Origin of the sequence: Actinospica durhamensis (genome assembly GCF_018139695.1) — a bacterium.
Taxonomy (GTDB): domain Bacteria; phylum Actinomycetota; class Actinomycetes; order Streptomycetales; family Catenulisporaceae; genus Actinospica; species Actinospica durhamensis.
Genome location: NZ_JAGSOG010000157.1, coordinates 1 through 20711, shown reverse-complemented (window position 1 = coordinate 20711; position 20711 = coordinate 1). Strand labels below are relative to the sequence as shown.

Here is a 20711-nt window from a genome sequence, read left to right as displayed (position 1 = left end):
GGGCGGGCGGGGCGATGCGGACGCGCTGTTCGGCCGGGGCGCTCTCGATGTCCGCGCACTGGGCCACGATCGTGGCGCGCAGCTCGTCGTAGTCGGCGAAGCGGAAGTCGTGGAAGAGCGTGTAGCCGGTCCACATCAGGTTCGCGCACACCCGGGCGGGCACGCGTCCGGTGCGCGCGCCCATGCCCACCAGAGCCACCGAGCCGATGCTGCCCGGCGCGACGTCGTTGCGCCGGTGGATCGCCTGGAACGCGGCGGCGCAGGCGAGCGCGACGTTGAGGGTCTCGCTGATGTTCTGCGAGGACTCCTCCATCGTCGGCGCCGATATCAGGAACTTGGGATTGGTGGCGCCGGACGGGACGCACACCGCGCTGCCCACCGGCAGCCGCCCGGCGAACTCGTCGCGGATCGCCCGCTGCACGCGTACCTGGATGCCGGCGCCGAGGTGGCGCTTGATGACCGCGTCGAGCCCGCCGTCCATCCGGCCGTGCGAGTTGGTGGGGCTGACCCAGGCGTCCACCTGCTCGTCGAGGATCGAGCCCTGCCGGATCCGGATCTGCGGGACGTCGGCGAACGCCGCCCGCCAGGCCTCCACCACCGTCGCGTTGACGTCGGCCAGCACCACGGTGAGCTGCGGCTGCGCGAGGTTCACGGTTCTGAGTCCCATCTGACGGAAGAGCCCTGAGGTCGGTTCGACGGTTCGAAGCTACCGCGCACCACTGACAGAAAACCGTCACACCGGTGCCGCCGGAGTCTGTCGGACGCGGGCGCTAGCGTCCGTCACGGCGGTCGGGATCCGGCCGCCGACCCTGTCAGAGGCCGAAGACAGTGGACGAACGTGCCGCCGGCCGCGGCCGCGCGTCACGGGCCACCCGAAGCGACGATCCGGAGTCCTGCCACCATGACCAAAGCCCCCACCCCGGCCCCGTTCGACCCGAGCGACCCGCTGGCCCTCGCCGAGCTGTTCCAGGGCGGCGCGGAGCCGTGGCTCGAGCTGCTCAAGCCGGTCATCCAGGCCCAGCCGGACGCCGCCGCGTTCATCGGTCCCGGGCGCGGCCCGCAGGTCGTGCCGGTCCGGGAGCTGACCTTCCAGGCGCTCAAGCCGCACGCCCCGCACAAGTGGAAGGTCGTCGTCTTCGGCCAGAACCCCTACCCGCGGCCGGAGAGCGCCACCGGCATCGCCATGTTCGACAACACCTTCCACGACTGGGCCGACAGCCAGTTCGGCCGCGTGGTGAGCATCCGCTGCATCATCAAGGCCGCGGCGATGTGGAAGTACGGGATCGCCAAGAAGACGCCGATCGCCGAGATACGCGCGCTGCTGCGCGAGCGCGACGCCGTCCAGCCGCCGGAGTGGTTCCAGGCGATGCTCACCCAGGGCGTGCTGCTGCTCAACGCGGCGCTGACCGCGAGCAGCGACGGGTCGATGGGCCCGGAGCGGCACACCGCGTTCTGGCGGCCGGTCGCCGAGCGCATCGTGGAGGAGATCCTGCGGGCCAAACAGGACGCCGACGAGGAGGACCGCGGCGTCGTGTTCGCCTGGTGGGGGGCGCACGCGCGCAACCTCAAGAGCGTCGTGCTGCGGCTGCAGAAGAAGTACCCGGACGTCCGGGTCCGGCACATCGACCACCCGAACCCGGCCGCGCAGGGCGACATCTTCTGCGACGGCGAGCACTTCGGGATGGTGAACGCGGCGCTCGCCTCGCTCGGCGCCGACGAGATCGACTGGCTGCCGACCAAGGGCTGGAACAAGCTCCCGGCCGGCGGCGGCGCGGACGAGGGCGTGGCCGAGCGGATGGGCGCGTTCATCACCTCGACCATGGAGCTGCACCAGCTCTACCTCGAGCGCCTCGCCGGCGTGAAGGACGAGGGACTCGTCCTGCCGCCGATCACCGGGGTCTTCGACAGCCCGCCGAAGGACTTCCGCACCGCCGTCGCCCCGGCCGCGGCGCTGCTGCGCGGGCTGGACCGGCACGTCGCGCTCTCGGACGAGTTCGGCAAGCGGCGCGCGGACGAGGCCCAGGACCTGGACGGCCTGTCCGCCGACGCGATCGCGGCCCTCTACCTCTACACCTGCGAATCCGCCTTCTACCGCGAGATCAACGCCGTGCTGCGCTCGCCGGACCGCAGCGTCCTGACGCCGTACCTGCCCTACCTGCGCCTGCTGTTCGCCGCGGTCGCGAGCCTGCCCGTGCGCACCGAGCCGCTGTGGCGCGGCGTGTCGCTGGACATGCGCGCCCAGTACGCCCGCGGCCGCACGGTGACCTGGTGGGGCGTGTCTTCGTGCACGTCGAAGCCCTCCGTCGCGCAGTCGTTCCTCGGCAGCCGTGGCAAGCGCACGCTGTTCGAGATCCACCCGGCCCGGGCCGTGGCGATCCGCAACTTCTCCGCGTTCACCGGCGAGGAGGAGTTCATCCTGCTGCCGGGTACGCAGTTGGAGGTGACGGACGTGCGGGCCGAGCGCAGCGGACTGTGCACCGTCACGCTCACCGAGCTCGACGCGCCGAGTGTGGTGTCCTGACGGGCCCGTGTCCTGAAGAACCTCGGTCTCACGCCAGGCCGGCGCGGCGGGCCCGTTCGTCCGCCTCTGCCGGCGTGAGCGTGGCCAGGCCGTCGAGGACGTACTTCTTGGCGTTGAACGCTCGGATCCACAGCCCGGCGGCCCACGCCTCCTCAAGGTGCTGCGACGAGAAGGCCCGCCCCCGCGCGCGCTGGTAGGCCTCGAGGAACTGCTCGCTCTGCGCGATATCCGCGCCGAAGCTCTCGCTCCCGGCGGGCCACATCGCCGCCGCGACCCCGACGATCACGGTCTCGGCGGCGCACACCACACTGTCCCAGTCGTGCACCACCCACGGTTCGCCCGCGCGGAATTCGAGGTTGTGCGACTCCCAGTCGCAATGTCCGATGACGGGCTCGGCGTCGCGGGTGGCGGCGAGCCTGGCGCGCGTGGCCTGCCCCAGCTCGTCGAGCCAGGCCGTCTCGGGGAACGCGTTGAGGTCGACGTCCCGATCGTCCGGCGGCGGCCACACTCCCGGATGCGGGTGGTCCCAGTGCACCCAGGCCGGCGGCGGCGCGAGGTCGGAGACCTGATCGGGGGCGGGCGCGAGCGCGATCAGCCGGGCCAGCAGTCCGGCGAAGGCCGCTGCTCCGGGTGATCCAGCACCCTGGGAGGCGAGGTCGGCGGCGGGGTAGGGCGCACCGCCGGTGACGAGGGTTTCCGCGTTGACCGCACAATCCATGGCCAACGCCGTTTCTGCCGCGCTCAACGGCAGCGGTCCGGCTAACGGCTGCGGGCACGGGAATCCGGCCTGCCACAGGTGCCGCTGCACCTCGGTACAGCCGGCCAGCCGCGGCTCGGCGGCCCGCACCTTCACCACGACCGCCCGCCCGTCGCGCAACCGCAGCCCGAAGACGCGCGAGAGATGCCCGGCGGAGAAGAGCGTCTCCTCGGGCTCGCTGCCGAGATGCCGCGCGCACCACGCGGACACGGCGGACAGTTCGGCCGCGGCCTCGGCGGCCTCGGCGGCGTCGGCGGCCTGGCTCGGCGGGCTGATCTCCGTCATACCGTCCATCCTGCCGCCGCACCGTGCTCTCGGGCGCGCCGCCGCCGGGCCTCGTCAACCAGCCGTAACCTTCACGTCGCTTTTGTCACCCGGACGAAACATCTCACGCCGCGCCCGGAAACGGTGCGCCGCGATCGTGGGGGCGTGCGCCGCGCCGACCGAAGGAACCGCAAACCGTGCTGAAACTGGACACCGGGAACACCGCGTGGGTGCTCGTGAGCTCCGCACTCGTGCTGCTCATGACGCCGGGTCTGGCGTTCTTCTACGGCGGCATGGTCCGTGCGAAGAGCGTGCTGAACATGCTGATGATGAACTTCATCTGTATAGCCGTGGTCACCGTCGCGTGGGTGCTCTACGGATGGTCCGTGTCTTTCGGTAACGCGGGTGACGCACACGGGAACGGTTTCTGGGGAACCTTCGCGCAGTGGGGGCTGCACGGCATCGGCACCGGGATCGGCGGGAACGATCATCTCGCACTCTACGGCTCGAGCGGCGTGCCGGTCTTCGCCGTGGTCTGCTTCCAGCTGATGTTCGCCGTCATCACCCCGGCCCTGATCTCCGGCGCGATCGCCGACCGGACCAGGTTCGTCGGCTGGGCGGTGTACGTGGCCGCGTGGGCGAGCCTGGTCTACTTCCCGATCGCGCACTGGGTGTTCTCGCCCAACGGCTTCATCTACGCCCGGCTGCACGTGATGGACTTCGCCGGCGGCACCGCCGTGGAGATCAACTCCGGAGCCGCGGCGCTGGCCTGCGCGCTGGTGGTGGGCAAGCGCATCGGCTTCCGCAAGGACCCGATGCGCCCGCACAACGTGCCGTTCGTGATGCTGGGCGCGGCGCTTTTGTGGTTCGGCTGGTTCGGCTTCAACGCCGGCTCGGCGCTGATCGCCGGCGGCCAGGCCTCGGTGGTGTTCCTGAACACGCAGATCGCCGGGTGCACGGCGGTGTTCGGCTGGCTGGCCGCGGAGAAGCTGCAGCACGGCACGTTCACCACCATCGGCGCCGCCTCCGGCGCGGTGGCCGGGCTGGTGGCGATCACCGCCTCCTGCGGCTCGGTCTCCCCGACCGGCGCGCTCTTCGTCGGCCTGATCGCCGGATTCGTGTGCTGCTACGCGGTGAACCTCAAGCACCGCTTCGACTTCGACGACTCGCTCGACGTGGTCGGCGTCCACCTGGTCGGCGGGATCGTGGGCACGCTGCTGATCGGCCTGCTCGCCGCCCCCGGCGAGGTCGCCGGGTTCTCCAACGGGGCCAGGGCCGGGCTGTTCTACGGCGGCGGCGTGGACCAGCTGCTCGACCAGGCCGCGGCCGCCGGAATCGTCTTCGCCTACTCCTTCGTGGTCTCCTTCGCCCTGGCCAAGCTCGTGCACAAGACCGTCGGCCTGCGGGTGAGCACCGAGGAGGAGATCGTCGGCGTGGACCAGACCGAGCACGCCGAGACGGCCTACGACTGGGGCGGCCTGGCCGGCACCCTGCACCGGCGCGACTATGTAGTCTGATACGCCTCGAGTGGGCGGAGTGGCGGGGTGGCGGAGTGGACGAGCGGATCGCGCTGCAGCACAACGAGGAGAACGAGGCGTCGGGCGGCATCTTCAGGGTGCGCGAAGAGGGCGCGCCCAGCCGGATCCTGAAGGTCCTGCGTCCGCCCGCGGCGCGGGCCGCCGGAGCCGACACCTCGCCCTGGCACACCAGCGAGGCCCCTGACCACTACAACTACTGGCGGCGCGAAGTCGAGGCATACCGCTCCGGCCTAGCGCACAGCGCGTATGCCGAGGCCGGAATCCGCGCCCCACGGCTGCTGTCCGCGGACACGCAGGTGGACGGGAGCGTCGAACTCTGGCTCGAGGACGTCGAGGGACCGTCCGCGTTCGACTGGTCCGTCGAGCGACTCGGCCGCTTCGGGTACGAACTCGGCGTCGGGCAGGGCCGCTGGGCCGGGCGCGTCCCGCCGCCCGCCGAACTGCCCTGGCTCTCCCGCCACTGGCTGGCCCAGTACCTCACCCACGGCCCGGGCGCCCAGGACGGCATCGACGAGGCCGCATGGGACAGCCCGGCCGTCCAGGCCTGGTCGGCCGAGACGCGCGGTGCGCTGCGTCGGCTCTGGCACGCGCGTACGCGGCTGCTCCCGGCTGCCGAGGACCTGCCGCGCACGCTCTGCCACCTCGACCTGTGGCCCGCCAACCTGATCGAGGACGGCTCCGGCACGTCCGTACTGATCGACTGGGCGTTCGTCGGCGAGGGGGCGATCGGCGAGGACCCGGCGAACCTGCTCGTCGACAGCGTCACCGACGGGCTCATGGACATCGCGCTGCTACCGGACCTGGTCGCGGCCGTCACCGAGGGGTACGTCAAGGGTCTGGCCGACGGCGGCTGGGCCGGTTCCGCGGACGAGGCCCGCACCGCGATCGCCGTCTGCGCCTCGGCCAAGTGGGGCTGGCTCGGCGCCCAGGTCATGGCCGGCGCGGCCCGCGGCCACACCGGCCGGTCCGGATACGGCCAGGACGACTCGGCCGTCGAGGCCCTGATGCGGCTGACCCCGCTGGCCGATCAGCTGGCGCGGTGGGCCGACGAAGCACTGCGTGCGGCGGCCGTCTGACGCCGCGTCGCCTCAGACCGCACGCCGTTCCCGCAGCCGGGACAGGGCCAGGTAGCCGGGCGCGGCGGGCAGGTACGTGGTGAGCAGCCGGTAGGCGAGGACGGCGACCACGGCGCTGGGCTTGGCCATACCGGTGATGGTCAGCGCGCCGCCGAGGCCGAATTCGACCGCGCCCATGCCCGCCGGGGTCGGGATGGCCGAGCTGATCGCCTGCACGGTCAGGTACATCAGCGCGACGGTCGGGTAGTTGGGCGAGGAGCTGCCGCTGAGCGCGTGCACGCAGCTCCACAGGCACAGGGCGTTGAGCAGCGAGAGGGACACGGTGCCGCCGAGCGCGAGGGCCAGCTTCCGCGGGTTCTGCGCGACGTCGAGCAGGCGCGGGAGCGAGCCCTCGAAGAAGGGCGCGAGGCGGCGCTTGGCCAGGCGGCGCAGCGGCGCCACCGTCAGTGTGATCATCACGATGACGGCGATGGCCAGCAGGATCGCGATCATCGTGGTGGACGCCTCGTCGTGGGTGGCGCCGCCGCTCGCGAAGAAGCCGAAGACCGCGATGAGCACGACGTGGATGACGAAGCCCACCGCCTGCCCGGCGCCGACCGCGCTGACGGCCGGGCCGGTCGGGATGCCGCGCCGCTGCAGGAACCGGACGTTGAGCGCCACGCCGCCGACCGCGGCCGGGGTGAACAGCGCGATGAAGCTCGAGGCGAACTGCACCATCAGGTTCTGCCGCCGCGGCAGCTGCTCCGGGATGTAGCCGGCCAGCTGCATCGCCGCCGCGACGTAGGTCAGGCCCGCGGCGGCCGCCGCGACCAGCAGCCACCAGGGGGAGGCGTCGGCCAGCAGCTGCCAGGTACTGTGCCCGCTCTCGTTTCCGACCGACGCGAGCTCCAGCATCAGTACGCAGACGGCGAAGCAGCCGGCCGTGACGGCCAGGATGGTGCGCGGCTTGAGGCGTTCGAGCTTGACCGGCTCGGTGGTGGGGGCGTGCGGGTGCAGTTCGAGGATCTGCTCGCGCAGCCGCGGGAGCAGGCGCTTGGACTTGCGCAGCGCGACCCGGGTGGTGCGGGTGAGCAGGATCGGCTGGAGGAACGGAAGCGCGGCGCTGATGTGCTCCTCGCCCAGGACGCGGGTGCCGATGCGCACCGTGCGCTCCGGTCCGGCCCGCAGCGCGAGGGCCGTCATCGTCTCGGCGACGTCGAGCAGGTGTTGGAGTTCGTCGGCCGCGATCTCGCCGTTGCGCAGCTCGGTCAGCCAGATCCGGCGCGGGTCCCGGTCGTCGACGAGGATGGAGTCCAGAGCCAGGCTGCGGTGGGCGATCTGATGCCGGCCCAGGTCGCGCACGGCACGCCAGACGTCGTAGACGAGTTCGTCGGTGAACTCCTCGTCGGCCAGCTCCTCCAGCCGGCGGGCCGGGACGTGCTCGTAGGCGAGCAGGGTCGAGTCGGCGCCCAGTTCGCGCACGGCGACGAGCCTGGGCGTGTCGATGTCGGCGTCAGCGAGCGCGTAGGAGAGCAGGGCTTCGTGTTCGACGGTGCGGCGCAGCGAGTAGAGCGTCCCGCGCTGGGCCGGGCCGCGCAGCCGGATGCGGCGGTAGACGCGGTAGATCAGGCCCACGGCCTGGCGGTCCCGGTCGAGTACGGCGACGTCGAGGCGGCGGCCGTCGGCGCAGTGCACCTCGTAGCGGCGCACGTCGTCGCGTTCGCCCTGCCACCGGCAGGAGACCGGCGCGAGGTCGGCCCGCGCGAGCGTGGCGAGCACGATCTCGCCGGTGGGCCGCTCGTTCGCGACCCCGCAGACGTAGCGCCAGCCGAAGCCGATGCCCCGGCCGAGGAAGTAGGTCACCACCAGGCCGATCAGGGCGCTGTCGCCGCCCACCAGCGTCGCGGTGAGGTAGACCGCGACGCACAGCCAGGTGAACGTGCGCAGGCTCGGCCGGTCGTTGAACCCGAGGACGGTGAGGAACGCGATGACGGTGGCCAGATAGATGTGCAGCGGCGCGGTGGCGCCCGAGTCCAGATGCCGGGTCAGCTCGGTCATCAGCCAGTGCGGCGCGTGGCTCGAGGTGATCCAGACGTTGAGGCCGCCGGTGACGCCGCAGCCGAACGCGGCCGCGATCACGGCGTCGGCCACCCGCCCGCCGTCCCCGCGCACCAGCCGCTCGATCGCGAGGCCGATCGGGATCACCGCGGTGGCGACGTTCGTGAGCACCGCGACGGCGCTGATCACGAAGACCGGCCCGAACTGCGCGCCGCTGTGCAGATCGGACTCGAGACCGCTGGTGGTGTGCGCGCCGATCTGGCCGAGCGCGACCGTGGCCGCGATCATCAGGCCCCCGAACAGCACCCGGATCAGGTCCGCCCGCCCCCGTATCCGCCCGACCGCCTCCGGCTCGTCCAGCACGCTCGGTGGCAGGGACGGGCCGGCCGGATCCGCCGGGCCCGCGGGCCTCGGCACCCGCGGCAGGTCGGGCCCGCCGGCCCGGCTCGACGCCTTGGGTACATTCGGCACGCTCGGTACGTTCGTCACCACCACGCCGTTGATCGTATCGGTGGGGGGTGGTGAGCGGTCCGTGCCCGCGCGGGGAATGGGTACGGGGCGGTCCCCGTCGCAGTGGAGACCGCCCCGCAGTGCGTCTTGGGTGCGTACCAGGCAGAACGACCAAAGACAGGCGCCGCAGGCGGCCGCGGTGCGACCGCGGGTGTGATCGGCGCCCGGAGCTCACGTGAAGTAAGCCCCACCACCGGTTAGCTTGCCCGCTCTGATGCCCGAGCGAGCATCATTTCGGACAGGCGCGTCGGAACTTTTCCGGGCACGGCCCGGGTGGCCTGCGCTTTCGCCCGCCCGGGCCCGAGGAATCGGACGCGTTCGCCGGACAGGCGTCCGGGAAGTACCGCGGGGGCGGAACTTCGGGGGACACGCGGTTGAGCCTGTCCGGATTTGGAAAGGCCCCGGCCGGCCCCGAGCGCGCGCACGCCGCCGCGGGGCGATCATCGCGACCGGACGCCGGCGCCCGGTCATCGAGCCCGGATCTGGGCGGACTCGCGCGTCCGGGTGGACCGGCGCCATACCTACTGGCGCGTATTGATTCAAGCCTTGACGTGGAATCGGGCGATCGCCGGGTGGTACGTACCGCCTGTCCGTCGCCGCACGGTGGGAAACTTTCACCCGAGCGCAGATGCCGGTTGGTGTCGCAGCCATAAGACCAACACCTGCGCCCGGGTGCGCCGCGTCCCTTGCGTACCAGGCAGATCCGCCGCGGCCGGTCGATCCCCACGTCGGCCGCGGCGGGCAACCGCGTCGGCGTCGCGCCGCGCGGACGACCCGAAGAAGGACCCAGAGAAAGGAGCAAGGGCCGATGAAGCCCTTCTCTGCCACCCGGGCGATCATGCCCGCGCTCCCGACCCCGGCCCCGGCGCCGGGCGCCCCCGCCGACCAGGAGCCGCAACAGCCCCGTCGCACCCGGGAGTTCGACTCCGCCCTGCCCGCCGCGGTCCTGCAGGCGGCGGAGTGGCGCTACCTGGTCAGGATGCTCTACATGGAGGCCGGCTCGCCCGAGGTGCCCGGCTACCCGCGCCACCTCGTGCAGGAGGTGCTGTGGGGCAGCGCGTACGCCGGGGCCGGCTTCTTCGAGGCCATGCTCACCACCCTGAGCAGGTCCCCGGCCCATCGCAACATCCGGTTGCTGCGACGCGCCGTGCCGGGGGAACTCGGCCTGGCCCGCCCGCACAGCGAGGAGCCCGCGATCGTGGTCTCCCAGGACGGCATCCTGCGCGTGCGCCCGACCGTCCCGGTCGAGGCCGGGGCGGCGCTGGGGCCCAAGCAGGAGGCCCCGACCCGGGCCAAGCACGGCTACACCCCGCCCAACCCCGGCCAGATCGAGTCGGTCCCGGCCTTCGTCGAGGCACTCAGGCTCCTGCTGACCTGGAGCGGCATGAAGCTGCGGGAGCTCGAGGAGCAGTCCAAGCTCATGCCGGACAGCGGCGCCGACGGGCGCGCGGTGTGGCTGGCCCGCTCCACCGTCTCCGACATGTTCCGGCGCAAGGGCAAGCTCCCCAAGGCCGAGATGGTGCGCGCCCTGACCGCCGTGTGCGGCCTGACCGCGGCAGACCAGGAGCGGTGGCTGCAGGCCCGCGCCCGGCTCGAGGACCTGAGCCTGCGCGGCAAGCGCGCCGGACGGCGTCCGGCGGCGGCGCGCAGGGACGGCGAGAAGCCGGCGACGCGCTGACGGGCGGCCGTCCGGCCGGGATGGCGGGCGGCGGGCGTTCACGGAGCGGCTTTCGGGTGGCCTCGCAGGTGACGGTGCGGGGCCACACTCGCGCGTACACCGGTGCGGCTGGATTGCGCCGGGGCGCATGGGGCTGACGATGCGTCGCGTTTCGGTTAGGGCACGCCACTATTCGCCAGAGTCCGGCCGCGGCGCGCCCGGCACGGTGAGTCTGACGGTCCATGAGATCCATGCAATAAAAGGCTCATGACAACCGACCGCATGACATGTGGTTGGACCCTACGGGTGCATTTGCGCCATCGAGGAGGCTTTTCCATGAGCTTGTCGTCCTTCTTCACCAAGGCCGCCGCCACCAAGACCGTGCGTGTGGCGACGGTTCCGGCCCTCGCCGCCGCGGCCGTGGCCCTGGCGGCCGGCCCGGCCCTCGCCGCCGACGGGCCGCACGGCTTCACCCACACCGTCGCCGGATCGCACAGCTTCGTCGGCGACGGCCGCGTCGGCGGCGACGGCCGTGACGCGCGCGACATCCGTGACACTCGCGACATCCGGGACACCCACGTCGTCGCCGACAACCGTGACAACCGTGACAACCGTGACAACCGTGACAACCGCGTTATCGACGACCGCGACAACCGGGACAACCGCGTTGTCATCGACAACCGAGACAACCGCGGCGCCCGTGACGCCCGCGTGGGCAGCACCAGTGCCTTCGTCTCGCACGGGCTGGTGACGGTGCGCGGCTACTACCAGTGCGCGCGCTCGAGCCGCTCCGCGGAGCTGCAGGTCACCGTCGTCGGCGGGGACCGCCGCGGCCGGGCCGAGGGCACCCGCGAGGTGCGCGTGGACTGCGCCGGCTCGCCGCGTGCCTGGAGCCTGACGGTGGCGCCGAGCCGGCGCGGCGAGGAGTTCACCCCCGGCGTGGTGCGGGTCGACGCGTCGCTCTGGGCCCCGCGTGGCCACGCGGAGTCCTCGGACACGCTCTTCGCCCGCGGCTACTGATCCGCATCCTCGACGGAACGCAGTAGCACCCTGAAGTAACCGACCCTGATGTAAGTGCCCGTGATCGGGCAGGCCCACGGCGGGCCTGCCCGATCACTGCTTTTCCCGGGCTGACGAAGGCTCAGCCCCCGGCCGCCAGCGCCTCGAGCAGCGGGCGGTAGTGCGCGAAGTCCGGGACGAGCGCGTCGGGCTCCTTGGCCGCCTCGTCCCAGCGGCGCAGCGTCACCGCATCCTCGGCGTACCGGCCCTCGGCGAACCGCGCGGCCTCCTGCGGCGACATCGGACCGCCCTGCACGCTCAGCGTGTAGACCGAGGCCTCGGACAGGCGGTCGAAGTAGCCGGGTTCGACGGCGCACAGGTAGCGCTTGGCGGCGACGTGCAGCCGCACCGGCTCGGTGACGGCCTCGGGGAAGCCGAGCCCGGCCAGCCAGTCCGCGCCCGCGTGGCTGTGCCGGTTGTCGGTGCCCGCCATCAGCTCGGCGCCGCTGATCGGGCCGGTGAAGTGCCCGACGTCGTGCAGCAGGGCCGCCGCGATCAGGGCGTCCGGCGCGCCGGCCGCCCGGGCACAGGCCGCGGCCTGGAGCATGTGCTCGGCCTGGGTGACGGGTTCGCCGAGGTACTCGTTGCCGCCCTGTTCGGCGAACATCTGGGCGAGGACGTCCACGGCGGGCAGGGCTTGGTTCATCGGGCGCTTCCTTCTCGGGCGGGAGCGGAGGTGTCGTCGGGGCCGCCGATGCCCGCACCGAGGCCGCGGCGCAGGACGGCGCGGCTGCTCGCGGCGGAGTCGAGGTCGGCGTAGCAGCCCTGGAGGTGGCGGTTGCCGGCGGCGGTGAATCCGGTGCGGGCGTGCAGGACCCGCGTGTTGTCGAAGACCACGCAGTCACCCGGCTCGAGCCGGAAGCCCAGCTGCGCCTCCGGACGGTACAGCAGTTCGGCGAACGCCCGGTACGCCGCGTAGAACGCCGGGATGCGCGCGGCGGGCAAGGCGGTGACCGGCCGCATCGACCGGTTGTTGAAGCGGATCTCCTTGATCCGGCCCAGCGGGTCGAGGCCGATCATCGGGTTCGTCGCGGACAGCTCGGCGCTCTCGTCCGTGTAGCGGAAGGTGACGGGCGTGCCGGCCAGCAGCGCGAACGCCTCGGGCTGGTGCTCACGCAGCACGGCGGCGGCGTGGAAGCCGTCGACGAGCCCTGAATCGCCGCCCTCGGCCGCGTTCGTCAGGCAGTGCAGCAGCTGGATGGTGGGCACCGGGTCGCGGTACGGGTTGTCGGTGTGCGGGGTGATCGGCAGGGAGCTGAAGGCGAGGTTCGCCGGGTTCGGCTCGACCCGGACGTCGAACAGGGATCCGTAGTTGGTCTCGCGTACGTAGCCGAAGGCCTCGGCCACCTCGAGCACCGCCCGCTCGCGCACCGCAACCCCGTGCAGCAGGAAGAAACCGGACGTCAGCAGCGCGTCGAGGCACCGGGCCCGCACCGCGTCGTCGTGTACGAACGCGTCCCACGCGGCGCGCGGGAGCGTGGCCGGGTCCGCGAAGTCCGCACCGGTCCAGCGGGTCTTGGCGTCCTCGGTCCGCTCGTCGGCGGGCGGCTCCGCACCGAGCCGGTGCGCCTCGAGCAGGCTCACCGGGAAGGTCGAGAGGTGACCGTCGGGCGCGAAACGGACGGTCAGCTCGTCGGCGTGGCGCTGCGCCGAGGCGATCCGCAGCTGCGCCGGGGCGGGCAGGTCGGTGATGCCGAACAGCTTCTGGCCGCTGCCCGGCAGCGCGCACGCGGGGCACGGGCAATTGTCGCGCAGCCAGACGGCGGGGTAGCGCGCGCCGTCCAGGACGAGCTCGGCACCGTCGGTGAGCGCAGCCTGATCGAGTGTCACAGGATCGGCTGTCACGGGGTCGGCTGTCACGGGATCGGCTGTCACGGTCTGATCGGGTATCACGGGGGGTTTCCTGTCGTGGAGACGGCCCGGCCGCGGGTCAGCGGCGACATGGCGAGCGAGTTGCGGATGGTGAAGGCGACGCCGTCGCCCACGTAGCGGTCCTCGGACCACTCCAGCGGCCGGCCCTGCGGGTCGGTGGCCCGGCGGCGTTCGCGCAGGATCGCGCGGCCCGGCTCGATCTCGAGCAGGCGCGCGTCGTCGGCCGAGGCGTTGACGGCGTCGATGGTGTGTTCGGCGTGCGCGAAGACGATCCCGTGCTCCTCCAGCCGGTCCGAGATCGACTCGTGTTCGAGGTCGATGAAGGACAGCCGCAGGCCGGCCCGTTCCACGTACGCCGTCCGCTCGATCATCACCGGGACGCCGGTGAGCATCCTGACCCGGACCAGGTAGACGAGCGGATCGCCCGGGGCCAGGCCGAGTTCGCGCGCCTGTACGGCACTGGCGCCGCGGCGCTCGAGCAGGTCGACCCGCCCGCCCGGTACCTCGCCGATGGACCGGGCCCACCGGGAGAAGGAGCGCAGTTCGCCGAAGCTCTGCAGCCGCGGCTCGGCCAGCACGGTCCGGCGCGCGCCCTGATGGGAGGCGATCAGCCCGTCCTCGCCCAGGATCGTCAGTGCCCGGCGCACCGTGCTGCGCGCCATGCCGAAGGACTGCGCGAGTTCGTGCTCTGAGGGCAGCCGCGACCCCGGCGGGTAGGTGCCGTCGCTGATCGCGTGCCGCAGCCGCATCGCGAGTTCCCGGTAGAGCGCCGAGTTCTCCGGCGCTGGTGTCGGTGCCATGGAGCCTCCGTGATCACTTGTAGGACCAAGTTACAGCTTGTTCCTACAAGTGGCAACGGGCGCGCCGAAACGCCCGGACGCCCGCGCGGGCGTCGGGTCTGGGTACCGGTTGGCAGTGGGGTGCGCGACCTGCGGAGTTACGCCGCCGCGTCCTCGTCGTAAGCCGTCTGCGACGCGAGGACCTGCGGCATCGCGTCTTCGAGCAGATTCACCAGCTCGTGCAGCTTGTCGGTGGTCCGCCTGCCCAGCGGCGTGAGTTCGTACTCGACCCGCGGCGGGATGGTGGAGTGCACGGTCCGCTCGACGAATCCGTCCCGTTCGAGCGCGTGCAGGCTCTGCGCGAGCATCTTCTCGCTCACCCCGTCCACCCGCCGGCGCAGCTCGTTGAAGCGGGTCGGGCCCTCGTGCAGCGCGATGAGCACGAGCGTGCCCCAGCGGCCGGTGATGTGCTCGAGCACCGGGCGCGAGGAGCAGCGGCTGGCCAGCACGTCGAAGGTCAGCTGGTCGACGGCGGCCTCGTCCGGACTTCCGACGCCACTGGCGCAGGGAGCGGTCTGCGGGGTGCGCGCGGATCCGGTGCTCATACCACTCAGGGTAACTCATACGCGTACCAGCCCACAGCACTAACCGATCGTTTGCGCTTTCCAAAAGTTAGTGCAATCGTGTGGTGGGCACCTTCCCGGCACCTCGACAGGAGCATCGCCATGATCGTCATCACCGCCGCCAGCGGGCAGCTCGGCCGCCTCACCCTCGAAGACCTGCTCTCCCGGGGCGTCCCGGCCGGCGAGATCCGCGCCGTCGTGCGCGAGCGGGCCAAGCTCGCCGACTTCGCCGAGCGCGGGGTCGAGGTCCTCGAGGGCGACTACACCGACCGGGAAAGCCTGGTCAAGGCCCTGGCCGGGGCCGAGAAGTACCTGCTGATCTCCAGCGCCGGCTCCGACGAGGACCGCATCGGCCACCACCTGAACGCGATCGCCGCGGCGCGCGAGGCGGGCGTGGGCCACCTCGTCTACACCTCCATCCCCGAGGCCGAGACCAACCCGATCGGCTTCGCCTGGGTGCACCGCGACACCGAGAAGGCGATCCGGGAGTCCGGTCTGCCCTTCACCTTCCTGCGCAACAACTGGTACTTCGAGAACGCGACCGGCAGCCTCGGCGCCGCAGTCGAGCACGGCGCGCTCATCGGTGCGGCCGGTGAGGGCCGGGTCGGCTACGCGGCCCGCGCCGACTACGCCGCCGCTGCCGCCGCCGTGCTGGCCGGCGAGGGGCACGAGGGTCAGGTGTACGAGCTGACCGGCGACGTCGCGATCTCGCAGGCCGACCTGGCCGCCGAGGTCTCCCGCCAGTCGGGGAAGGAGGTCGGCTTCGTCAACCTGCCCGAGGGCGAGTACGCCAAGGCGCTCGAGGGCTTCGGCCTCCCGTCGTTCCTCGCCGCCGCTCTCGCCGAGGCCGACGTGCGCATCTCCGAAGGCGCGCTCGCCGCGACCACCGACACCCTCGCCACGCTGATCGGCCGCCCCACCACGACCCTCGCCGACGCCGTCGCCCAGGGCCTGCGCGCGTAGCGACGCGGCGCCGCGAACAGCGCGATCCGGCTAGCACGACTACACTTAGGCTAAGTCTACTCGTGCTAGCTGGAGGGTGCCCGGTGGCGAGGAAGCCCGTGGACGTGTTCGACCGGGACGAGGAGTGGGCCGACCTGGCCGAATTCGCGGCGTCCCCGCTGCCGGGACTGCGCATCGCCATCGTCTACGGACGGCGGCGGCAGGGGAAGTCGTACCTGCTGCGCCGGCTGGCCGAGGCGAGCGGGGGCCTGTATCACCTCGCCACCGAGCAGGTGGAGAGCATCTCGCTCTCCCGGTTCGCCGACTCGCTCGCCGCGTGGCACGGCGTGTCCGCCGGGGCGTTCGGCTTCACCGGGTGGGAGGCGGCGCTGGGCACCGCCGCCGAGCTCATGGCGGCCCGCGCCCGGACCGCGCCGGCGGGTCAGCCGCCCCCGCTGCTGGTGATCGACGAGTTCCCGTACCTCGCGTACGAGAGCCCCGGGCTGGCCTCGATCGTGCAGGGCCTGTACGACCGGATCGGTCCGGGGGCCAGCGAGGCGGCGGCGGTCAAGCTCGTGCTGTGCGGTTCGGCGATATCGGTGATGTCGGGGCTGCTCTCGGGCACCAAGGCACTGCGCGGCCGCGGCGCGCTCGAGCTGCGGATCAAGCCCTTCAACCACCGCGACGCCCGCGCCTACTGGGGTATCGAAGACCTCGAAGCGGCGTTCCGGCACAACGCGTTCATCGGCGGCACGCCCGGATACCGCGAGCTCACGCCCGATCCGCGCTTCCCCGAAGCAGTGGCCGAGATCGGCGGCTGGCTCGCCCGCAACGTGCTGCGTCCGAGCGTGCCGCTGTTCAACGAGGCCGAGCGGGTCGTGCACGAGGACCCGCGGATCAGGGACTCGGCCGCCTACGGCTCGATCCTGGCCGCGGTGGCCGCGGGGGAGAGCTCGCCGACGAAGATCGGCGGACTGCTCGGCCGCCCGGCCACCTCGCTCAACCACCAGCTCGCCATGCTCGAGGCGGCCGGGTTTATCGAGCGCCGCCAGGACCTGCTGCTGGAGCGGCGCCCCGTCATCACCATCACCGACCCCATCGTGCGCCTGCACCACCTGATCATCGAGCCCTACCTCGGCGACCTGGAGGCCGGACGGGCCCGACGGGTGTGGGACGAGGTGAGCCACACCGTCGAGTCGAAGATCCTCGGACCGCACTTCGAGGCCCTGGCCGGGTACTGGACCGCCCGCTACGCCCAGGACGAGGCCGGACTCGAGGCGGGCGCGGTCGGCCAGAGCGTCATCTCCTGCCGCGAACACAAGACGAGCCACGAGATCGACGTGCTCGCCCTGGCCCGCGGCGCCCGACCGCGCACCGCCGGCACCCCGGTCGTCTTCATCGGCGAGGCCAAGTGCCGTGAGCGCGGCCCCGGCCTGGCCGAACTGCGCCGCCTCGAACACCTCGGAACCTTGCTGACCGCCGCCGGACACGACGCCGGCGCCGCGACCCTCGGCCTTTTCAGCACCAGCGGCTTCGCCCCCGACCTCGTCGCCGAAGCCGCGCGCTCCCGAGGCCGCGTCCTGCTCGCCGGACTCGGCGAGATCTACGGCGAGGGCCGAGACGAGGGCTGAGACGGGAGCCATGTCAGTGGGTGGACTCGCCCGTATGGCCACGCGGCGGCATAGGATCATCGGCGCACGCCGCCCACCGGCACTCGAGCACCCGAGCACCCACGCACCGAGCGCCCACGCAGAAAGAGCCCCGCCCATGCCGCCCACGTCCCTGACCGGACAGCACATCCTCTCCAGCGACCAGTTCGACCGGCCCACCCTCGAGCAGCTGTTCGCGCTGGCCGACCTGCTGCGGCCGGTCGCTCGGGGCGAGCAGGTGACGCGGGTGCTGGAGGGCGCGGTGATGGGCAGCCTGTTCTTCGAGGCCAGCACCCGTACCCGGCTCAGCTGCGACGCGGCGTTCATGCGGCTCGGCGGTTCGGTCTCGCACAGCACCGGCGTCGCGATCACCTCGATCTCCAAGGGCGAGTCGCTGGCGGACACCAGCCGGGTGGTGAGCGGCTACTGCGACATCGTGGTGATGCGCCACCCGGACGAGCAGGCGGTGCACGAGTTCGCCGCGGCCACCCACATCCCCGTCGTCAACGGCGGCAACGGCGCGGGCGAGCACCCGACCCAGGCTCTGCTCGACCTCTACGCGCTCAGCCGCGAGTTCGCCCGGCTGGGCAAGACGATCGACGGCGCGCGCATCGCCCTGGTCGGGGACCTCAAGCACGGCCGGACCGTGCACTCGCTGGTCCGGCTGCTCTCGCTCTTCCGGGAGCTGACGATCGTCTGCGTCTCGCCGCCGGAGCTGACCATGCCGGCCGGGCTGCTCGAACTCGCCGCCGGGCGCGGGCACCGGGTGGAGCAGACCGACGCGCCGCGCGAGGGCCTGGCCGGGGCCGACTTGATCTACGCGACCCGGCTGCAGACCGAACGCTTCGCCGGCACGGTCGCGCCGTACAGCGACGACTTCCGGATCGACGCCGCGCTGTTGGCGGCGACGGCCCTGCCGGACGCGGTGGTCATGCATCCGCTGCCGCGCGACAGCCGCCCGGGCGCGAACGACCTGAGCACCGACCTGAACCGGGACCCGCGGCTGGCGATCTTCCGGCAGACCGACGCCGGGATCCCGGTGCGGATGGCGCTGTTCGCCTCCGTACTCGGCGTGGGCGAGCAGATCCCGGCCTCGCTGCGCCCGGCCACCTGGTACCGGCCCGAGTACATCGGCCCGGACGACGCCCCGTTCTACCGCGGCCACGGCGGCTGAACGGGGCGGGCCCTCGGGCCACCGCTCTCAGCCGTTGTCAGCTGTGGTTGACGATGCTGTAGATGCCCCAGCCGATCGCGGCCAGCACGGCCGCGAAGCAGAGCCCGGCGACGATCCGGCTGACCGGGTTCGCGGTGGGCCCCGAGTCCGCGGCGGAGCCCTCGGCGGCCGCCTCGCCGCCGTGCCGCGCCGTCGACAGGAGCCTGAGGCCGATGGCGAACAGCGCGGGCAGGCCGGCCCCGAGAAGCAGGCCGAAGACCACGATCCGCCACAGTACGCTGAGATTGATCCAGGTGTTGCTCATCGAGTCCGTCCTCCTGGGCTAGCCGGCCGGCGCCGGGACGACCGAGCCGGTCCAGGCCTCGTTGACGTTGGACGCGGTGACCGCGGTGCGGCGCGAGCGCATGAAGAAGGCCGTGGACGCGGCCGCGAGCACGACGAAGATGGCCGAGACTCCGGCCTGCCCGCCGATGCCGTCCGCGGCCTTGAAGGCCAGCGCGCCGACGATGCCCGCGGACGGGAGGGTGAGCACCCACGCGGTCGCCATCCGGCCCGCCTGGCCCCAGCGCACCTCGGCCCCGCGCTTGCCGAGGCCCGAACCCAGGATCGAGCCGGTCGCCACGTGCGTGGTGGACAGGGAGTAGCCGAAGCTGCTCGAGAGCAGGATCGTCGCGGCGGAGGCCGACTCCGCGGCCATGCCCTGCTGCGGCTCGATCTCCACCAGGCCCTTGCCCAGGGCCCTGATGACGCGCCAGCCGCCGATGTAGGTGCCGAGGCTGATCGCGACCGCGCAGGAGATGATCACCCAGGCCGGGGCCTTCGCGTTGGCGGCCAGGGAGCCGTTCGCGATGAGCGCGAGGGTGATCACGCCCATGCCATCCAATGGCCACTCAATGTTCGCCGACGCATGTCCGCCGACGCGCCGCACCCCGCCGCCCGGTCGGCGGCGGGGTGTCTCGGGCGCGGGGCGGCCGGCCCCGTCGTGGTCCGGCTGCGCTCTCGGCCGCGCCGGTCCTACCGCTGGTAGCGGCGGTTGAAGCGCTCGACCCGCCCCGCGGTGTCCAACACGCGCGAGCGGCCGGTGTAGAAGGGGTGGCTCGCCGCCGAGATCTCGACGTCGACCACGGGGTAGGTGGCGCCGTCCGTCCACTGCACGCTCTGGTCGCTGACCGCGGTGGAGCGGGTGAGGAAGGCGTAGCCTGCGGCCTTGTCGCGGAAGACGACGGGGGCGTAGGCGGGGTGGATGGTGTGCTGCATGGGGGCGGTCCTCCTCAGACTGGTCGCCTCGGCGTTCGGTTCGGGGGTGCGGCGAGTGTGCGGCGGCTCGGCGGCGCGGGGTTCGCGCGCGCCGTTCCGGATCAGCGCTCCTCGCGGAACTCCACGTGCCGCCCGGCGGCCGCGTCGTACTTGCGCAGGCTCAGCCGGTCCGGGTCGTTGCGTCGGTTCTTGCGGGTCACGTAGGTGTAGCCGGTTCCGGCGGTCGAGCGGAGCTTGACGACCGGGCGCAGGTCACTGCGGGCCATGGGTGTTCCTCCTCAGTCCTGTCGCTACCTTCGACAATGAATGTCACACTCAACTACGCTCCCGTGCCCCCGGATATTCCGCCGTGGCCGCGCGGGCGGCCGGGAATATCCCACGAAGCGGCCGTGTTTGGCCTGGAGCGTGATTGGAGGATGAAGATGGTAAAGACGAAAGATGCCATTGAGGTCGAGGGCAGGGTAGTCGAGTCCCTGCCGAACACCATGTTCCGGGTGGAGATGACCAACGGGCACCGGATCTTGGCGCACATCAGCGGCAAGATGCGCAAGAACTACATCCGTATCCTGCCCGAGGACAAGGTCGTCGTGGAGATCAGCCCGTACGACCTGAACCGGGGGCGCATCGTCTACCGGTACAAGTAACACACGTCAGAGCAGTAAGCAGTCTGAGCGGTGAAACGGCCGGGGCCGCACGCGATCGCGTGCGGCCCCGGCGCCGTGTGGCGGCGGCCCCGACCCAGGTCAGGCGCCAGCGTCGGCTTCCGGACGCCTCAGTGCCGCCGCAGAAACTCCAGCCGGTTCCCGAACGGATCACTGGTGTGGAAGCGCTCCTGCCCCGGCACCTCGTCGCTCCACGTGACCGGGTACCCGTGCGCCGCCAGGACGCCGGCAAGCTCGGCCAGCCCCTCGACCTCGAACCCCGGATGCGCCTTCAACGCCGCCCGGAAATCCGCCTCCACGCCGAGGTGCACCTGGAACGCGGCCCCCTGGAACC

At 72.1% G+C, this 20711-nt stretch carries 20 protein-coding genes and 1 pseudogene; 9 read left to right on the top strand and 12 right to left on the bottom strand.

The genetic code is table 11. The annotated features are described in order from the left end of the window. Positions 1-667, bottom strand: a 667-nt coding sequence (locus KDL01_RS25855) for a macro domain-containing protein (RefSeq protein ID WP_212531205.1), incomplete at its 3' end; no start/stop codon positions are given. A 234-nt stretch (positions 668-901) separates the two neighbouring features. On the opposite strand from KDL01_RS25855, the gene KDL01_RS25850 reads away from it, so the two are divergent. Next, the gene (locus KDL01_RS25850) at positions 902-2521 is read left to right on the top strand and encodes an ADP-ribosyltransferase domain-containing protein (protein WP_212531204.1); all 1620 of its coding nucleotides are present in this window, start codon (positions 902-904) and stop codon (positions 2519-2521) included. Positions 2522-2549: 28 nt separating this feature from the next. Here the strand turns inward: KDL01_RS25850 and KDL01_RS25845 are convergent, their stop codons facing one another. Beyond that, complete coding sequence (locus tag KDL01_RS25845) at positions 2550-3563, bottom strand: aminoglycoside phosphotransferase/kinase family protein (RefSeq protein ID WP_212531203.1); 1014 nt, start codon at positions 3561-3563, stop codon at positions 2550-2552. 176 nt (positions 3564-3739) lie between these two features. On the opposite strand from KDL01_RS25845, the gene KDL01_RS25840 reads away from it, so the two are divergent. Both KDL01_RS25840 and KDL01_RS25835 read left to right on the top strand, forming a co-directional pair. Then, positions 3740-5059, top strand: a complete 1320-nt coding sequence (locus KDL01_RS25840) for an ammonium transporter (protein WP_307846593.1) — start codon at positions 3740-3742, stop codon at positions 5057-5059. 35 nt (positions 5060-5094) lie between these two features. Then, the gene (locus tag KDL01_RS25835; RefSeq protein ID WP_212531202.1) at positions 5095-6156 is read left to right on the top strand and encodes an aminoglycoside phosphotransferase/kinase family protein; all 1062 of its coding nucleotides are present in this window, start codon (positions 5095-5097) and stop codon (positions 6154-6156) included. A 12-nt stretch (positions 6157-6168) separates the two neighbouring features. Here the strand turns inward: KDL01_RS25835 and KDL01_RS45430 are convergent, their stop codons facing one another. Beyond that, on the bottom strand, positions 6169-8688 hold the full coding sequence (locus KDL01_RS45430; RefSeq protein WP_212531201.1) for a lysylphosphatidylglycerol synthase transmembrane domain-containing protein: 2520 nt from the start codon (positions 8686-8688) through the stop codon (positions 6169-6171). Positions 8689-9511: 823 nt separating this feature from the next. Between KDL01_RS45430 and KDL01_RS25825 the strand changes: the two genes are divergently transcribed. Together KDL01_RS25825 and KDL01_RS25820 are read left to right on the top strand one after the other, a co-directional pair. Beyond that, positions 9512-10381: a hypothetical protein gene (locus KDL01_RS25825; RefSeq protein WP_212531200.1), complete on the top strand. Its 870-nt coding sequence runs from the start codon at positions 9512-9514 to the stop codon at positions 10379-10381. Between the two features lie 315 nt (positions 10382-10696). Then, positions 10697-11380, top strand: coding sequence for a hypothetical protein (locus KDL01_RS25820; RefSeq protein WP_212531199.1), 684 nt, complete (start codon positions 10697-10699; stop codon positions 11378-11380). 121 nt (positions 11381-11501) lie between these two features. Here KDL01_RS25820 and KDL01_RS25815 read toward each other — a convergent pair whose 3' ends face one another. The 4 genes from KDL01_RS25815 to KDL01_RS25800 all read right to left on the bottom strand — a co-directional run bounded on the left by KDL01_RS25815 (position 11502) and on the right by KDL01_RS25800 (position 14675). Further along, positions 11502-12065: a phosphonate degradation HD-domain oxygenase gene (locus KDL01_RS25815; protein WP_212531198.1), complete on the bottom strand. Its 564-nt coding sequence runs from the start codon at positions 12063-12065 to the stop codon at positions 11502-11504. Next, positions 12062-13249, bottom strand: coding sequence for a 2-trimethylaminoethylphosphonate dioxygenase (gene tmpA / locus KDL01_RS25810; RefSeq protein ID WP_212531197.1), 1188 nt, complete (start codon positions 13247-13249; stop codon positions 12062-12064). The genes KDL01_RS25815 and tmpA overlap by 4 nt, the downstream gene beginning before the upstream one ends. 59 nt (positions 13250-13308) lie before the next feature. Beyond that, a complete protein-coding gene (locus KDL01_RS25805; RefSeq protein WP_212531196.1) occupies positions 13309-14091 on the bottom strand; it encodes a GntR family transcriptional regulator in 783 nt (260 codons plus the stop codon). 137 nt (positions 14092-14228) lie between these two features. Next, complete coding sequence (locus tag KDL01_RS25800; RefSeq protein ID WP_212531195.1) at positions 14229-14675, bottom strand: winged helix-turn-helix transcriptional regulator; 447 nt, start codon at positions 14673-14675, stop codon at positions 14229-14231. Positions 14676-14795: 120 nt separating this feature from the next. Between KDL01_RS25800 and KDL01_RS25795 the strand changes: the two genes are divergently transcribed. From KDL01_RS25795 to pyrB, 3 genes are all read left to right on the top strand, one after another. After that, entirely contained in the window at positions 14796-15656 is an 861-nt protein-coding gene (locus KDL01_RS25795; RefSeq protein ID WP_212531194.1) for an SDR family oxidoreductase, read from the top strand. Positions 15657-15739: 83 nt separating this feature from the next. Next, complete coding sequence (locus KDL01_RS25790) at positions 15740-17266, top strand: AAA family ATPase (protein WP_212531193.1); 1527 nt, start codon at positions 15740-15742, stop codon at positions 17264-17266. A gap of 136 nt (positions 17267-17402) precedes the next feature. After that, positions 17403-18458 carry an aspartate carbamoyltransferase gene (gene pyrB, locus KDL01_RS25785; protein ID WP_212531192.1) on the top strand — a complete coding sequence of 352 codons (1056 nt, stop codon included), beginning with the start codon at positions 17403-17405 and terminating at the stop codon, positions 18456-18458. 37 nt (positions 18459-18495) lie between these two features. Here the strand turns inward: pyrB and KDL01_RS25780 are convergent, their stop codons facing one another. From KDL01_RS25780 to rpmG, 4 genes and pseudogenes are all read right to left on the bottom strand, one after another. Continuing rightward, positions 18496-18762 (bottom strand): hypothetical protein, encoded by a 267-nt coding sequence (locus tag KDL01_RS25780; protein WP_212531191.1) that lies wholly within the window; start codon positions 18760-18762, stop codon positions 18496-18498. An 18-nt stretch (positions 18763-18780) separates the two neighbouring features. Continuing rightward, a pseudogene (locus tag KDL01_RS25775) lies at positions 18781-19332 on the bottom strand (inorganic phosphate transporter); the annotation flags it as partial. Between the two features lie 140 nt (positions 19333-19472). Next, on the bottom strand, positions 19473-19715 hold the full coding sequence (locus KDL01_RS25770; protein WP_212531189.1) for a type B 50S ribosomal protein L31: 243 nt from the start codon (positions 19713-19715) through the stop codon (positions 19473-19475). 101 nt (positions 19716-19816) lie between these two features. After that, positions 19817-19981 (bottom strand): 50S ribosomal protein L33, encoded by a 165-nt coding sequence (gene rpmG / locus KDL01_RS25765; RefSeq protein WP_212531188.1) that lies wholly within the window; start codon positions 19979-19981, stop codon positions 19817-19819. A gap of 156 nt (positions 19982-20137) precedes the next feature. Between rpmG and infA the strand changes: the two genes are divergently transcribed. Then, a complete protein-coding gene (gene infA / locus KDL01_RS25760) occupies positions 20138-20359 on the top strand; it encodes a translation initiation factor IF-1 (protein WP_212531187.1) in 222 nt (73 codons plus the stop codon). A 128-nt stretch (positions 20360-20487) separates the two neighbouring features. Here infA and KDL01_RS25755 read toward each other — a convergent pair. Further along, positions 20488-20711, bottom strand: a 224-nt coding sequence (locus KDL01_RS25755) for a VOC family protein (protein WP_498037999.1), incomplete at its 5' end; no start/stop codon positions are given.